The sequence below is a fragment of the Streptomyces sp. N50 genome, assembly GCF_033335955.1.
Classification (GTDB): Bacteria; Actinomycetota; Actinomycetes; order Streptomycetales; family Streptomycetaceae; genus Streptomyces.
Genome location: NZ_CP137549.1, coordinates 799,239 through 816,215, shown reverse-complemented (window position 1 = coordinate 816,215; position 16,977 = coordinate 799,239). Strand labels below are relative to the sequence as shown.

At 71.1% G+C, this 16,977-nt stretch carries 2 protein-coding genes and 2 pseudogenes (2 of these 4 running past the window's edge); all 4 read left to right on the top strand.

Annotated features, from left to right (window positions below):
- Window positions 1-7,880, top strand: a pseudogene (locus R2B38_RS03350) (amino acid adenylation domain-containing protein); its annotated part reaches 6,349 nt to the left of the window's first position; the annotation flags it as partial.
- A complete protein-coding gene (locus R2B38_RS03345; protein WP_318014877.1) occupies window positions 7,877-9,046 on the top strand; it encodes an AMP-binding protein in 1,170 nt (389 codons plus the stop codon). The pseudogene R2B38_RS03350 and the gene R2B38_RS03345, both read left to right, overlap by 4 nt.
- On the top strand, window positions 8,938-16,185 hold the full coding sequence (locus tag R2B38_RS03340) for a non-ribosomal peptide synthetase (protein ID WP_318014876.1): 7,248 nt from the start codon (window positions 8,938-8,940) through the stop codon (window positions 16,183-16,185). Before R2B38_RS03345 ends, R2B38_RS03340 begins: the two co-directional genes overlap by 109 nt.
- Window positions 16,185-16,977: pseudogene (locus R2B38_RS03335) on the top strand (amino acid adenylation domain-containing protein); its annotated part runs 12,032 nt beyond the window's last position; the annotation flags it as partial. The gene R2B38_RS03340 and the pseudogene R2B38_RS03335, both read left to right, overlap by 1 nt.

Sequence of the window (16,977 nt, the reverse complement as noted above, 5' to 3'; positions counted from 1 at the left end):
GGACCCGAGGCCTCTCGGTCTCGGTGCGCGCGCTCTTCCAGGCGCCCACCCCGGCGGGGCTGGCCGCGGCGGCCGGCGCGGTCGCGGTCCATGTGCCCGAGAACGCCATTCCCGAGGGTGCCACGGAGATCACCCCGGACATGCTGCCGCTGATCGACCTGACCGACGCCGAGGTGGAGCGGATCGTCGCCCACGTGCCCGGCGGCGCGGCCAACGTCGCGGACATCTATCCGCTCGCCCCGCTTCAAGAGGGCCTGTTCTTCCACCACTTGATGGCCGCGCAGGACGACGGCGGTGGCGACGTGTACGCCTCGCCCATCGTCCTCGGATTCGATGCGCGTACGGACCTGGACGCGTTCCTGGACGCGTTGCAGCAGGTGGTGGACCGGCACGACATCTACCGCACGGCCATCGTGTGGGAAGGCCTGCGTCAACCGGTCCAGGTGGTCGCCCGCCATGTGGAGGTCCCGGTCGAGCGGATCGAACTCGACCCGGAAGGCGCGGACTTTCCGCACCAGCTCCTCGCCGAGGGCGACAAGCGGATGGACCTGGGCCGCGCTCCCCTGATCCGCGTACTGACCGCGCCCGAACCCAGCGGCGAACGCTGGCTCGTCCTGCTCTGCATGCACCACATGGTGCAGGACCACACCACCAAGGACGTGCTGCTCGGCGAGCTGCGCGCGATCCTTTCCGGGCGCGTCGACTCGCTGCCCGAGCCGCTGCCGTTCCGCACCTTCGTGGCGCAGGCCAGGCTCGGCTCGGCGAAGGAGGAGCACGAGCGGTACTTCACCGGTCTGCTGGGCGACGTGACGGAGACGACGGCACCGTACGGACTCCTGGACGTGCACGGCGACGGCGCCGAGTCGGTGCGTACGCAACTGCCGGTGCAGGACGAACTGGCGCTCCGGATACGCCAGTTGGGGCGGACGCTCGGAGTGAGCGCGGCCACCGTCTTCCACCTGGCGTGGGCACGGGTGCTGGCGACCGTGAGCGGCCGTGACGACGTGGTGTTCGGCACGATTCTGTTCGGGCGCATGGACGCCGGTGCCGGTTCGGAGCGGGTGCCGGGGCTGTTCCTCAATACGCTGCCGGTCCGCGTGCGCGTCGACGCGGCGGGCGTGGGCGAGGCGCTGACCGGTCTGCGGGACCAGCTCGCGGAGCTGCTCGTGCGTGAGCACGCCCCGCTGACGCTGGCCCAGCAGGCGAGCGGCGTGCCGGGCGGCAGCCCGCTGTTCACCTCCCTCTTCAACTACCGGCACATTCAGGGCGCTCCCGATGGTGACGACGGGCGCGTCCAGGGCCTCACGACGCTGTACGCCAGGGAACGCACCAACTACCCCGTCGACGTGGCCGTCGACGACCTGGGGACCGGATTCCGGCTGAGCATCGAGACGGTCGCCCCCGTCGACTCGGCGCAGGTGTGCGCCCTGCTCCACACGTGCGTGGCCAACATGGTGACCGCCCTGGAGGACGCCCCCGGGACGGCGCTGAACGAGATCGACATCCTGGGCGAGGCCGAGCGGGGCCTCCTGGAGAAGTGGAACGACACCGGCGCGGTCGCGGCCGGGCCGGGTGCGGCGGTCCCGGAGCTGGTCGCCGACCGGGTCGCCGAGGACGCGACCGCGGTGGCGGTGGTTGCCGACGGACTCCCGGTGTCGTACGGGGAGTTGGACGCGCGGGCGAACCGGCTGGCGCACTACCTGCGAGCGCAGGGCGTGGGCACGGAGTCGGTGGTGGCGCTGTGCCTGCCGCGGGGTGCGGAGATGGTCGCGGCGATGCTCGGCGTGTGGCGGGCGGGAGCGGCGTACGTGCCGTTGGACGCCGAGTACCCGGCCGAACGGCTGGCCTTCATGGTGGCCGATGCCGGGGTCGATGTGCTGGTGGGGCTGGCCGGCCTGCCGGAGGGGCTGAACGCGCCGCAGACGGTGGCGCTGGACGCGCCCGAGGTGGTGGCGGCGCTGGCGGGGATGCCGGCGCGGGCACCCGAAATCGTCCTGGCGGACGACCAGTTGGCGTATGTGATCTATACATCGGGTTCGACGGGCGTACCGAAGGGCGTGGCGGTCTCGCACGCGGCGGTGGCGACCATGGCGCGGGCGTTGGGGCCGGTTCTGGGGGCAGGGCCCGGGGTGCGGGTGCTGCAGTTCGCGTCGTTCAGCTTCGACGCGTCGGTGCTGGACGTGGCGGCGACGCTGGCGGCCGGAGGCACGTTGGTGGTGGCTTCGGCCGCCGAGCGATCGGACACGGGCGAGCTCGTCCGGATGCTCCGGGAGACCGGTGTGCGGTCCGCCAGCGTCGTGCCGTCGCTGTTGTCGGTGCTGGATCCGGGTGATCTCGCGGGTGTGGAGCGGCTGTTGGTGGGCGCCGAGCCGATCACCGCCGAGCAGGCGGCGCTGTGGAGCGCGGGTCGGACGCTGGTCAACACGTACGGCCCGACCGAGTCGACGGTGATGGTGACGGCCGGCCCGGTGGACGGTGCGGAGTCGGCGGTGCCGATGGGCGCGCCGGTGGCGGGGACGAGGACGTATGTCCTGGACCGTGCGCTGCGACCGGTCCCCGTGGGTGTGGCGGGCGAACTGTACGTCGCCGGGGGCCAGTTGGCGCGCGGATACCGGGGACGTGCGGGGCTGACGGCGGAACGGTTCGTGGCGTGCCCGCACGGCGACTCCGGTGAGCGGATGTACCGGACCGGGGACCGGGCGCGCTGGACGGCGGACGGCCGGCTGGTGTTCGCGGGGCGGGCGGACGAGCAGGTCAAGATCCGCGGCTTCCGGGTCGAACCGGGTGAGGTGCGGGCCGCGGTGGTCGAGCACCCCGAGGTCGCAAGGGCCGCGGTGGTCGCGAGGGAGGACGCGCCGGGCGAGACACGGCTGGTGGCCTATGTGGTGCTCAAGCCCGGTGTACTGACCACAGCCGACGAAGTGACGGAAGCGGTGAGGGAGTTCACGAGTACCCGGCTGCCCCACTACATGGTGCCCTCGGCGGTCGTCGTCCTGGACGAGCTGCCGCTGACGGCGAACGGGAAACTGGACCGGGCCGCACTGCCCGCACCCGGGTACACGTCCGGTTCGGGCAGGGGCCCGGAGACCGTGCGGGAAGAGATCGTCTGCGCCGCGTTCGCGCACGTCCTCGGCCTGGACAGCGTCGGCGTGGAGGACGACTTCTTCGCGCTGGGCGGCCACTCGCTCCTGGCGGTGTCGCTGGTGGAGCACCTGCGCACCCGAGGTGTCTCCGTGTCGGTCAGGGCGCTGTTCCAGACCTCGACGCCGGCCGGTCTGGCGGCGACGGCGGGCATGGAGCACGTCGAGGTCCCGCCCAATCCGATTCCCGAAGGCGCCACGGAGATCACGCCGGGGATGCTGCCGCTGGTCGACCTCGACGAGGCCGAGGTCGCGCGGGTGGTGGCCACGGTGCAGGGCGGCGCGGCCAACATCGCGGACATCTACCCGCTCGCCCCGCTGCAGGAGGGGCTCTTCTTCCACCACCTCATGGCCGACCGGAACAGCGACATCGAGGACGTGTACGCGGTGCCGGTCAGGCTCGGATTCGATTCCAGGCAGCGGCTGGACGCGTTCCTGGACGCGCTGCGGCAGGTGGTGGACCGGCACGACATCTACCGCACGGCGATCGTGTGGGAGGGGCTGCGCGAGCCGGTCCAGGTGGTGCAGCGCCGCGCCACGCTGCCGGTGCGCGAGGTCGTTCTCGACCCGCGGGGCGGCGACGCGGTGGAGCAGCTCATGGCCCTCGGCGAGTCCTGGATGAATCTGGGGAGCGCTCCCTTGATGCGGGTGCATGTCGCCGCCGAACCCAGCGGTGACGGGTGGCTCGCGGTGCTCCGCATCCACCACCTCATGCAGGACCACACGACGCTGGACGTGTTGCTCGGGGAACTGCGCGCGATCCTCTCCGGACAGGCCGACACGCTGCCCGAGCCACTGCCGTTCCGCGACTTCGTGGCGCACGCCCGGCTCGGCACGCGCCCCGGCGAACACGAGCGGTACTTCGCGGGCCTGCTCGGCGATGTGACGGAGACGACGGCACCGTACGGACTCCTCGACGTCCACGGCGACGGCCGGGGCGTCGGCCACGCGCGTCTGCCGGTGAGCGGTGAACTCGCCGCACGTGTCCGGGAGTTGGCGCGGTCCAGGGGAGTGAGCGCGGCGACCGTGTTCCACCTGGCGTGGGCGCGGGTGGTCGCCGCCGTCAGCGGCCGGGACGACGTGGTGTTCGGCACCGTGCTGTTCGGGCGGATGAACGCCGGTGCCGGCTCCGATCGCGTACCGGGTCTGTTCATCAACACGCTGCCCGTACGCGTGCGGGTCGGGGAAGCCGGTGTGGCCGAGGCGCTGACCGGACTGCGCGACCAACTGGCCGAACTCCTGGTCCACGAACACGCGTCGCTAGCCCTGGCGCAGAACGTCAGTGGCGTGTCGGGCGGCAGCCCGCTGTTCACCTCCATCTTCAACTACCGGCACAGCGGCGCCACCGACGGCGAACCCGGCGCGGGACTCGCCGGCGTCACCATGCTGGCCTCGCGCGACGGCGCCGGCGACCTCACCAACTACCCGGTCAGCGTGGCGATCGACGACGCCGGGACCGGGTTCGACCTGGTCGTCGACACGGTGGCGCCGGTCGCACCGGACCAGGTGTGCGCGTTGCTGCACACCTGCCTGGGCAATCTGGTGACGGCCCTGGAAGACGCTCCGGAGAGCCGGCTCGGGGCGGTGCGGGTGCTCGACGCGGCGCAGAGCGAGCAGGTCCTGTCCGAGTGGAACGACACCGGTGTTCCGTTCGGTGTGGGTGTGACGGTGCCGGGGTTGGTCGGGGTGCGGGCGGTGGAGGATCCGGCGGCGGTGGCGGTGGTCGCGGATGGATTCTCGTTGTCGTACGGGGAGTTGGAGGTGCGGGCGAATCGGCTGGCGCACTACTTGCTGGCGCGGGGTGTCGGGCCGGGGTCGGTGGTGGGGCTGTGTCTGCCGCGAGGCGTCGACATGGTCGCGGCGATGCTGGGTGTGTGGCGGGCGGGGGCTGCGTATGTGCCGCTGGATGTGGAGTATCCGGCCGAGCGGCTGGCGTTCATGCTCGCCGACAGCGGCGCGGGTGTCGTCGTGGGCGTGAGCGGGCTGACTCGGGGACTCGCCGAGTCGGGGGTCCACATCGTCGATCTGGACGAGCCGTCCGTGGCGGCGGCGCTGGCTTCGACGCCGGCGTCTGCGCCTGACCTTCCCGAGGGAGCCGACGGCTTGGCGTATGTGATCTATACGTCGGGTTCGACGGGTGTGCCGAAGGGTGTGGCGGTCGGGCATGGGGCGTTGGCGAATATGGCGTTGGCGTTGGGGCCGGTTCTGGGGGCTGGGCCTGGTGTGCGGGTGTTGCAGTTCGCGTCGTTCAGTTTTGACGCGTCGGTGCTGGACGTGGCGGCGACGTTGGCGGCCGGGGGCACGTTGGTGGTGGCGTCGGCGGGGCAGCGGGCGGATCGGGTGTTGTTGGCGGAGTTGGTGCGGGAGTCGGGTGTGTCGGCGGCGAGTGTGGTGCCGTCGTTGCTGGCGGTGCTGGATCCGGGTGATCTCGCGGGTGTGGAGCGGTTGTTGGTGGGTGCGGAGCCGATCTCCGCCGAGCAGGCGGTGCTGTGGAGTGCGGGTCGGACGCTGGTGAATACGTACGGTCCGACGGAGTCGACGGTGATGGTGACGGCCGGCCGGGTGGATGGTGCGGAGCCGGTGGTGCCGATGGGTGCGCCGGTGGCGAATACGCGGGTGTACGTGCTGGATGACCGGTTGGAGCCGGTGCCGGTCGGGGTCGCGGGGGAGTTGTATATAGCTGGTGCGCAGTTGGCGCGTGGGTATGTGGGTCAGGCCGGTCTGACGGCGGAGCGGTTCGTGGCGTGCCCGTACGGCTCGGCCAGTGAGCGGATGTATCGGACCGGGGACCGGGCGCGTTGGACGGCGGAGGGTCAGTTGGTGTTCGCCGGCCGTGCTGACGATCAGGTCAAGATCCGCGGCTTCCGGGTCGAACCGGCGGAGGTGGCCGCGGCCCTCACCGCGTGCGCGGGTGTCGCGCAGGCCGTGGTGGTGGCACGTCAGGACACGACCGGCGACACGCGGCTCGTCGCCTACGTCGTCGCCGACCCGGGCGCCGCGTCGGCGGTGGAACTCGACGATGCCGTAAGGGAGTTCGCCGGAGACCTGCTGCCGCAGTACATGGTGCCCTCGGCGGTCGTGGTCCTGGACGAGCTGCCGCTGACGGTCAACGGCAAACTCGACCAAGCGGCGCTGCCCGCGCCGCGGTTCGCGACGGGAACGGGCCGGGCGCCGGCCACTGTGCGGGAGGAACTCCTGTGCGCCGCTTTCGCACACGTCCTCGGCCTGGACAGCGTCGGCGTGGAGGACGATTTCTTCGCCCTCGGCGGTCACTCGCTGCTGGCGATGCGCCTGGTGAGCCGGGTGCGTGTGGTCCTCGGCGTGGAGCTGCCGCTGCGGGTGGTGTTCGACGCGTCGACGCCGGCCGCGCTGGCGACCCGCCTCGGGCGGGCGGGTGAGGGGCGCATCGGCGTCACGGCGACGACACGTCCTGAACGCATACCGCTGTCGTTCGCCCAGCAACGGCTCTGGTTCCTCAGCCAGTTGGACACTGCCGCCTCGACGTACAACACAGCGGTGGCGTTGCGCCTGACCGGTGAGCTGGATCGCGACGCGCTCGCTGCCGCGCTGCGGGATGTGCTGGGACGTCATGAAGTGCTGCGCACGGTGTTCCCGGCGGTGGACGGTGAGCCGTACCAGCGGATCCTGCCGGTCGAGGAAGCCGCGTTCGCGTTGGAAGCGGAGCGGATCACGCCGGAGCAGCTGCGCGAGCGGGTGGCCGGGGCGGCACGCCGTCCGTTCGACCTGGCGGCTGAAATCCCCATCCGCGCGGCCCTGTTGGAGACGGGTTCGAACGAGCGGGTGCTGGTCCTGGTGGTCCATCACATCGCCTGGGACGGCTCGTCGGCGAGTCCGTTCGCCCAGGATCTGTCGACGGCGTACGCGGCTCGGTGCGAGGGGCGGAAGCCGGGGTGGACCGTGCTCCCGGTCCAGTACGCGGACTACACCCTGTGGCAGCGGGCGCTGCTGGGAGACGGCGACGACCCCGAGAGTCTGCTGTCCCGTCAGATCGATTACTGGCGAGGCCAGTTGACGGCGGCACCGGAAGAGCTGGAGCTGCCCTTCGACCGGCCGCGGCCGGCGGTGGCGTCCCACAAGGGCCATCACGCGGCTTTGGACATTCCGGCCGAGACGCATGAGCGTCTGGTGCGGCTGGCTCGTGAGCGGGGAGTGACCCTGTTCATGCTGATGCAGGCCGCCCTTGCGGTGATGCTCAGCAGGGTCGGTGCGGGCACCGACATCCCGATCGGCTCGGCGGTCGCCGGTCGCACCGACGAGTCGGTGGACGACCTGGTCGGCTTCTTCGTGAACTCGTTGGTGTTGCGTACTGATCTGTCAGGTGACCCGACGTTCGAGGAGCTTCTTGAGCGGGTGCGTGGGGTGGGTCTGGATGCTCTGGATCATCAGGATGTTCCGTTTGAGCGCCTGGTGGAGGAGCTGACGCCGGTGCGTTCGCTGTCGCGGCATCCGTTGTTCCAGGTGATGCTCACGGTGCAGAACACGGTGTCGGGGGTGGTGGATCTGCCGGGGTTGCGGGCGGAGTCGATTGCTACGGGTGTGTCGTCGGCGAAGTTCGATCTGGAGGTGTCGGTCGGGGAGGTGTTCGACGGGGACGGTGTGCCGGCCGGTGTGCGTGGTCAGTTGGTGGCTGCGGCGGATCTGTTTGACGCGGGAACGGTTGAGCGGTTTGCGGGTTGGCTGGTGCGGGTGGTGGAGGTGTTGGCGGGTGCGCCGGGGTGCGGTTGTCGGCGGTGGAGTTGCTTGACGAGGACGAGCGGCGGGAGCTGGTCGGGTGGGGCGGTGGTGTGGCGTGTGAGGTGCCGGGTGTGTCGGTGCCGGAGTTGTTTGGGGAGTGGGTGGTGCGGACGCCGGATGCGGTGGCGTTGGTGGCGGGTGAAGTTCGTTTGTCGTATGCGGAGTTGGATGCGCGGGCGAATCGGGTTGCGCATTGCCTGCGTGGGCGGGGTGTGGGTGCGGAGTCGGTTGTTGCGGTGTGTTTGGGGCGTGGTGTCGATCTGGTGGTGGCGTTGTTGGGGGTGTTGAAGGCGGGGGGTGTGTATCTGCCGGTGGATGTGGAGTATCCGGCGGAGCGGGTGGCGTTCATGGTTGCGGATGCGGCGCCGGTGTGTGTGGTGACGACGGTGGAGTATGCGGCGGTGGTGGCGGGGCTGCCGGTGGTGGTGCTCGATGATCCGGCGGTGCAGGCGGAGTTGGATGGTCTTGCCGGCGTGCCGGTACCCGACTCGACTGTTTCTTCTGAGAACGCGGCGTATGTGATGTACACGTCGGGTTCGACGGGGGTGCCGAAGGGGGTGGTGGCGACTCACGGGGATGTGGTGGGGCTGGCGTTGGCGTCGCATTGGGGTGTGGGGGGTGGGGCGCGGGTGTTGTTCCATGCGCCGCATGCGTTTGACGCGTCGTCGTACGAGGTGTGGGTGGCGTTGTTGTCGGGTGCTGGTGTGGTGGTGGCGCCGCCCGGTGTGGATGTCGATGGCGGTGTGTTGCGGTCGTGGATTGCTGAGTTTGGGTTGACGCATGTGCATGTGACGGCGGGGTTGTTCCGGGTGTTGGCGGAGCGGGATCCGGGGTGTTTTGCCGGGGTGGGTGAGGTGTTGACCGGTGGTGATGTGGTGCCGGTGGAGGCGGTGCGTCGGGTGGTGGGGGCGTGTGCGGGTGTGGTGGTGCGGCATCTGTATGGGCCGACGGAGGTGACGTTGTGTGCCACGCAGCATGCGGTGTCCGGGGCGGGCGTGCTGGGGGTGTGTTGCCGATCGGCAGGCCGTTGGACGGGACCCGGGTGTATGTGCTGGATGGCTCTCTTGCGCCGGTTCCGGTCGGGGTGGCGGGTGAGTTGTATGTCGCGGGTGCGGGGTTGGCGCGGGGTTATCTGGGGCGTGGGGGTCTGACCGCGGAGCGGTTCGTGGCCGATGTGTTCGGTGGCGCTGCGGGTGGGCGGATGTACCGGACCGGGGACCGTGTGCGCTGGTCTGGCGATGGTCGGCTGGTGTTTGTGGGCCGGTCGGACGATCAGGTGAAGATCCGTGGGTTCAGGGTGGAGCCGGGTGAGGTGGAGGCGGTGGTTGCCGCTCACCCCGAGGTGTCACAGGCGGCCGTGATCGCTCGCGAGGACACCCCCGGTGACAAGCGCTTGGTCGCCTATGTCGTAGCGGTCGACGCGGGCGCCGACGTGACCGAACTCGCTGGGTCAGTACGGGACTTCGTGGCGTCGCGGTTGCCGGGGTACATGGTGCCCTCGGCGGTGGTGGTCCTGGATGTCCTGCCGCTGACGGGCAACGGGAAGCTGGACCGCAAGTCCCTGCCCGCCCCCGCGTACGCGGCGGTCTCGGGTCGGGGTCCGGCGGATGCGCGGGAGGAGATCCTGTGTGCGGCGTTCGCCGAAGTCCTCGGTGTGGACAGCGTCGGCGTGGAGGACGATTTCTTCGCGCTGGGCGGCCACTCCCTCCTGGCGGTGTCTCTGGTGGAGAAGCTGCGCACCCGTGGGATGTCGGTGTCGGTCAGGGCGCTGTTCCAGACGCCGACGCCGGCTGGTCTTGCGGTGGCTGCCGGGGCGGAGGAGATCTCGGTCCCGCCGAACCTGATTCCCGACGACGCCACCCACATCACCCCGGAGATGCTCCCGCTGGTCGACCTGGACGAGGCGGAGATCGAGCGGATCGTCGCGGCTGTGCCGGGCGGTGCGGCCGGCATCGCGGACGTCTATCCGCTCGCCCCGCTCCAGGAAGGCATCTTCTTCCACCACCGGATGGCCGCGGACAGCGGCACGGATGAGGATGTCTACCTGACGCCGATGCCGCTCGCGTTCGACTCGCGCGACCGGCTGGACGCCTTCCTCGCCGCGTTCCAGCAGGTGGTGGACCGGCACGACATCTACCGCACCGCGGTCCTGTCGGAGGGGCTGCGTGAGCCGGTCCAGGTGGTGCTGCGGCACGCCGAGCTGCCCGTGGAGGAGGTCACACTCGATGCCGGCGGTGCCGATCCGGTGGACCAGCTCTCGGCCGTCGCCGGGTCGTGGATGGACCTCGGCCGCGCTCCGCTGATCGATGTGCACACGGCCGCCGACCCGGGCGGCGGCGACCGCTGGCTGGCCGTCGTACGCATCCACCACCTGGTGCACGATCACACGTCGATGGAGGTGGTGCTCGAAGAGCTCGCGGCGTTCCTGTCGGGCCGGGGTGAGACGCTGCCCGAACCGCTGCCGTTCCGGAACTTCGTGGCGCAGGCCCGGCTCGGTGTGCGCCGGGAGGAGCACGAGCGCTACTTCGCCGGTCTGCTCGGAGACGTGACCGAGACGACCGCGCCGTACGGGCTGCTGAATGTGCGCGGCGACGGTACCGACATCGACAACGCGCAGCGTCGGGTGTCGGACGAACTGGCGGTCAAAGTCAGGGAGTTGGGGCGCAAGGTCGGTGTGAGTCCGGCCTCGGTCTTCCACCTGGCGTGGGCGCGGACGCTCGCCGCGATCAGCGGCCGGGACGACGTGGTGTTCGGCACGGTCCTCTTCGGCCGGATGAACTCGGGGGAGGGGGCGGACCGGGTCTCCGGCCTGTTCCTCAACACCTTGCCGATGCGCGTACGCGTCGGCCAAGCGGGAGTGGCCGAGGCGCTGACCGGAGTGCGTGACCAGCTGGCGGAGCTGCTCGTGCATGAGCACGCGTCGCTGGCCCTGGCCCAGCAGATGAGCGGGGTGCAGGGCGGTGGCCCGCTGTTCACCTCGGCCTTCAACTACCGGCACGACCGGCTCGCGGCGCAGGGAGGCAGCGCCCGCATCGACGGTGTCACCAGGCTGAGCTCGGAGGACAACACCAACTACGCGATGAGCGCGGCGGTCGACGACCGCGGGACCGAGTTCGTGCTGAGCGTCCGGGTGGCGGGAGCGGACGCGGGCCGTGTCTGCGACCTGCTGCACAGGTCTCTGGAGGGCTTGGCAGCGGCTTTGGAGGAGGCTCCGCAGACCCCGCTCGCGGCGGTGGATGTGCTGGGTGCGGTGGAGCGGTGCCGGGTGGTGGAGGAGTGGAACCGGACTGCTGTCGAGGTGCCGGGTCTGTCGGCGGCGGGGTTGTTCGCGGCGCAGGTGGTCCGGACGCCGGATGCGCCGGCTGTGGTGGGTGACGGGGTGGAGGTGTCGTACGCGGAGCTGGACGCTCGGGCGAATCGGCTGGCGCACCATCTGCGGGCGCAGGGTGTGGGGGCGGAGTCGCTGGTGGGGTTGTGCCTGCCGCGCGGTGTGGAGCTCGTCGCGTCGATCCTGGGTGTGTGGAAGGCGGGCGCTGCCTATCTGCCGCTGGATCCCGAGTACCCGGCCGACCGGCTCACGTACATGCTCACCGAAAGCGGTACGAGCCTTGTCGTCGGCGTGAACGGTACGGCGCGGGAGCTGGTCGGGCCGGGTGTCGGCGTCGTGGCTCTGGACGATCCGGACGTGACGGACGCGTTGGCGGCGGCACCTTCATCGTCGCCCGAAGTCGTCCCGATGAGCGACCAGTTGGCGTATGTGATCTTCACGTCGGGGTCGACGGGCCGTCCGAAGGGCGTGGCGGTGTCGCATGCCGGGCTGGCGCATCTGGTGACGGCGCAGGTGGAGCGGTTCGCGGTGGACGGGGGCGCCCGGATGCTGCAGTTCGCGTCGGTCAGCTTCGACGCGGCGGTGTCCGAAATGCTGGTGGCGCTGAGCTCGGGGGCGTGTCTCGTGGTGGCCCCGGCCGAGGAGTTGCTGCCCGGCGCGGGGCTGGCCGAGGTCGTGGCGCGGCATCAGGTCACGCACGCCACCCTGCCGCCCGCGGTGCTGGCGGTGCTGGGACCGGAGGATCTGGCGCCGGTGACGACGTTGGTGTCGGCGGGTGAGGCGCTGGGCGAGGAACTGGTGACGCGCTGGGCCGCCGGGCGGCGGTTCGTGAACGCGTACGGGCCGACGGAGACCACGGTGTGCGCGACGATGTCGCAACCGCTCGCACCGGGCGGTCGGGCGGAGATCGGCGGGCCGATCGCGAACACCCGGGTGTTCGTGCTGGACGGCCGGCTGGAGCCGGTGCCGGTCGGAGTGCCGGGTGAGCTGTATGTGGCGGGTCCGGGGCTGGCGCGTGGCTATCTGGGCCGCACGGAGCTGACCTCGGAACGCTTTGTGGCGTGCCCGTACGGCACTCGGGGCGAGCGGATGTACCGCACCGGGGACCGGGTGCGGTGGACCGCGGACGGTGTCCTCGCTTTCGCGGGGCGGTCGGACGAGCAGGTGAAGATCCGCGGCTTCCGGATCGAGCCGGGTGAGGTGCGGGCGGTCGTGGCCGCGCATCCGCAGGTCGCCGGGGCGGCGGTCATCACCCGGGAGGACACCCCCGGTGAGAAGCGGCTCGTCGCATACGTGGTGCCGGAGAGCACCGCGGGCAGTGAACTCATCGAGTCCGTAAGGGAGTTCACCGCAGCCCGGCTGCCGGACCACATGGTGCCCTCGGCGGTCGTCCCGCTCGACGCGCTGCCGTTGACCGTGAACGGCAAGCTCGACCACGCTGCACTGCCCGCACCCGACCACGCCGCGACCGCGGGGGTCGGACGGGCCCCGGCCACGGCGCAGGAGGAGCTGCTGTGCGGCGCCTTCGCGCAGGTCCTGGCCGTGGAGAGGGTGGGGGTCGACGACGACTTCTTCGCGCTGGGCGGTCACTCGCTCCTGGCGATGCGGCTGTCGAACCGGGTGCGTGCGGTGCTGGGCGTCGAGGTGACGCTGATCATGCTGTTCGAGGCGCCGACCCCGGCCAAGCTGGCCGCGCAGCTGGCGGAGGCCGGCACGGGGCGTACCGCGCTCGCGGCCATGCCGCGTCCGGAGCGGGTGCCGCTGTCGTTCGCCCAGCAACGGCTCTGGTTCCTGGGACAGTTGGAAGGGGCCGGCGCGGGCGACGCCATTCCGATGGCGCTGCGGCTGACCGGTGAGCTGGACCGGCAGGCCCTCCAGGCCGCGCTGCGGGACGTGATCGGCCGGCACGAGGCGCTGCGCACGGTGTTCGCGACGGTGGACGGCGAGCCGTACCAGCGGATCCTGCCGGTCGAGGAGACCGGCTTCGAGCTGCCGGTCGTCGAGATCGCGCCGCAGGAACTGGACGCCGCGGTGCGCGCGGCGGCCGGATACGAGTTCGACCTGGCCCACGACATCCCGCTGCGTGCCCGGCTGTTCGCGCAGAGCCCCACGGACCACGTCCTGGTGGTTCTGGTGCACCACATCGCCGGTGACGGATGGTCCACCGGGCCGCTCGCGCGGGACCTGTCGTCCGCGTACGAGGCGCGGCGCACCGGCCGGACACCGGACTGGGCCCCGTTGCCGGTGCAGTACGCGGACTACGCCCTCTGGCAGCGCGAGCTGCTCGGTGACGAGGAGGACCCGAACAGCCTTCTGACCACTCAACTCGCCTACTGGCGCCAGGCGTTGGAAGGGATTCCGGAGGAGCTGGAACTGCCCGCGGACCACCCGCGCCCGGCCGTGGCGTCGCACCGGGGACAGGAGGTGCCGCTGGAGATCCCGCCCGGGGTGCACGGCCGTCTGGTGCGGCTGGCGCAGGAGCGGGGCGTGACCCTGTTCATGGTGCTGCAGGCGACCCTCGCGGTGACCCTGAACCGGCTGGGCGCCGGTACGGACATTCCGATCGGCACGGCGAACGCGGGGCGCACCGACGAAGCTCTGGACGACCTGGTCGGCTTCTTCGTCAACACCCTCGTGCTGCGGACCGACCTGTCCGGCGACCCGACGTTCGACGAACTGCTGGAGAGGGTCAGGGAGGCCGGGCTCGGCGCGTTCGCCCACCAGGACGTGCCGTTCGAGCGCCTGGTGGAGGAACTGGCCCCGGCCCGGTCCATGTCCAGGCATCCGCTGTTCCAGACCATGCTGACCGTGCAGAACACGGGATCCGCGACGCTGGAACTGCCCGGCCTGCACGCCAGTCGGCTGCCCGGGGGTCCTGCCGCGGGGAAGTTCGACCTGGACCTGAGTCTGGGCGAGACGTTCGACACCCAAGGCGCGCCGGCGGGGCTGCGAGGCGTGCTGATCGCGGCGGCGGACCTCTTCGACGAGGAGACCGCACGGCGCGTCGCGGACGGCCTGGTACGCGTCGCCACCGCGCTGGCCGATGCCTCCGGGACCCGCGTCAGAGACGTGAACGTCATCGAGCCGGACGAGTACCGGCGCACCGTCGAGGAGTGGAACCGGACCGAGCGGGACGTCGCACCGGCCACGGCGGAGCAGCTGTTCGCCGCCCAGGTGACCGGGAACCCCGACGCGGTCGCCCTTGTCCACGGAGGCAGCGAGCTGACGTACGCGGAGCTGGACGCGCGGGCGAACAGGCTGGCGCGGATCCTGGTGACCGGGGGAGCGGGTCCGGAGACGCTGGTGGCCGTCCTCGCGGACCGTTCGGTCGAGCTGGTGGTGGCGCTGCTCGCGGTGTGGAAGGCGGGTGCCGCGTATCTGCCGATCGACCCGGGGCAGCCCGCGGAGCGGATCGCTTACATGCTGGCCGACACGGATCCGATGTACGTCCTGACCACGACGGCGTGTGAGCGACTGCTCCCCGCGGAGCCCACGCCGCCGGTCCTGGTCACCGACGGGCCTCAACTCGTCGCGGAAGCGGCCGAGATGAGCCCCGAGCCCGTCACGGACGACGAGCGCACCGGAAGACTGCTCCCGGCGCACGCGGCGTACGTCATCTACACCTCCGGCTCGACCGGGCGCCCCAAGGGCGTGGTCGTCTCCCACTCCGGAGTCGCGAGCCTGCGGTTGACCCAGGCCGAGCGGTTCGCGTTCGACAGCGACAGCAGGGTGTTGCAGTTCGCGTCGGTGGGCTTCGACGGTGCCGTCTTCGAGGTGCTGATGGCCCTGACCAACGGCGGTCGTCTGGTGCTCGGCTCCGCCCAGGAACTCCTGCCGGGACCGGGCCTCGCGGAACTCGCGCGGCGGCACGGCGTGACCCATCTGATCGCACCGCCCGCGGCGCTGGGCGCGATGGACCCGGCCGGCCTGCCGTCCGTGACCACCCTGGCCGCGGTGGGTGAGGCACTCGGTGCGGATGTGCTGGCCCAGTGGGCGGACGGGCGGCGATTCCTCAACGGGTACGGCCCGACGGAGACGACCGTGGCCGCCGCGATATCCGCCCCCCTCGCACCGGGGGACGTGCCGAACATCGGCACGCCCATCGTCAACACCCGGGTGTATGTGCTCGACGCGTCGCTCAGCCCGGTGCCCGTGGGTGTGGCGGGGGAGCTGTACGTAGCGGGCGCCGGGCTGGCGCGAGGGTACGCGGGACGTGGGGGCCTGACCGCGGAGCGGTTCGTGGCCTGCCCGTTCGGCACCGCCGGCGAGCGGATGTACCGGACCGGGGACCGCGCGCGCTGGACGGCGGACGGTCAGCTGGTGTTCGCCGGCCGAGCGGACGAACAAGTGAAGATCCGCGGATTCCGGGTCGAGCCCGGAGAGGTCCAGGCGGTGGTCGTGGGACATCCGGAGGTGGACCGGGCCGCGGTCGTCGCCCGCGAGGACCGCCCCGGCGACAAGCGCCTTGTCGCGTACGTCGTCGCAGGACAGGGCACCGGCGATGTGGCCGGGCTCCCCGAGACCGTACGCCGGTACGTCGCGGAACGGCTGCCCCGGTTCATGGTGCCCTCGGCGGTGCTGGTCCTCGACGCGCTGCCGGTGACGGTCAACGGGAAGCTGGACCGGAAGGCGCTGCCGGCCCCGGACCACAGCACGGCCGGTACCACGGGCAGGGCGCCGGCCAACCCGCTGGAGGAAATGGTCTGCGAGGCCTTCGCGCAGATCCTCGGGCTGCCCGTGGTGGGACCGGAGGACGACTTCTTCGCCCTCGGCGGCCACTCACTTCTCGTGACGAAACTGGCCAACCGCGTGCGCACGGTCTCGGGCACCGAGGTCCCGATCCGGATGTTGTTCGAGGCACCGACACCTGCCGCGGTCGCGGTCTGGCTGGCACGACAAGCAGGGAACAGGAAACAGGCTAGGCCCGCTCTGAGGCCGATGCGTAACGAGGAGGGGTCCTGATGATTCCGTTGTCTTTCGCGCAGCGTCGGCTGTGGTTCCTGGCCCAACTGGAGGGACCGAGCGCGACCTACAACCTGCCGTTGGCCCTGCGCCTGACCGGGAAGCTCGACCAGGACGCACTGCCGGCCGCTCTGCGGGACGTGATCGGGCGGCACGAGATCCTGCGCACGTACTTCCCCTCGGCCGACGGACAGCCGCACCAGCGAATCCTCCCTGTCGACGAGACCGGATTCTGCCTGACGACGGCCGAGGTCTCCCCGGACGAACTGTCGGGGGCACTGTCCGAGACGGCGGCCGAGCCCTTCGACCTCGCCGCCGGGATGCCGGTACGGGCGCGGCTCTTCACGACCGGCCCGGACGAGCACGTACTCCTGCTGGTCATTCACCACATCGCGTGGGACGGCGAGTCGATGAGGCCGTTCATGCGGGATCTGTCGACGGCCTACATGGCGCGTCTCGCGGGCCGGGCCCCCGCATGGGCTCCGCTGCCGGTGCAGTACGCGGACTACGCGCTGTGGCAGCGGGAGGTGCTCGGCGACGAGGACGACCCGCAGAGCGTGCTGTCCCAGCAAGTGGCGTACTGGAGCGAGGCGTTGGCCGGATCCCCCGAGGAACTGGAGCTGCCGTTCGACCGGCCGCGTCCGGCCGTGGCGTCGCACCGAGGGCACGAGCTGGGCATCGCGGTCTCCGCCGATGTCCACCAGCGCCTCGCGGTCCTGGCGCGGGAACACGGCGCCACGCTGTTCATGGTGCTCCAGGCCGCCTTCGCCATGACACTCAACAAGCTGGGCG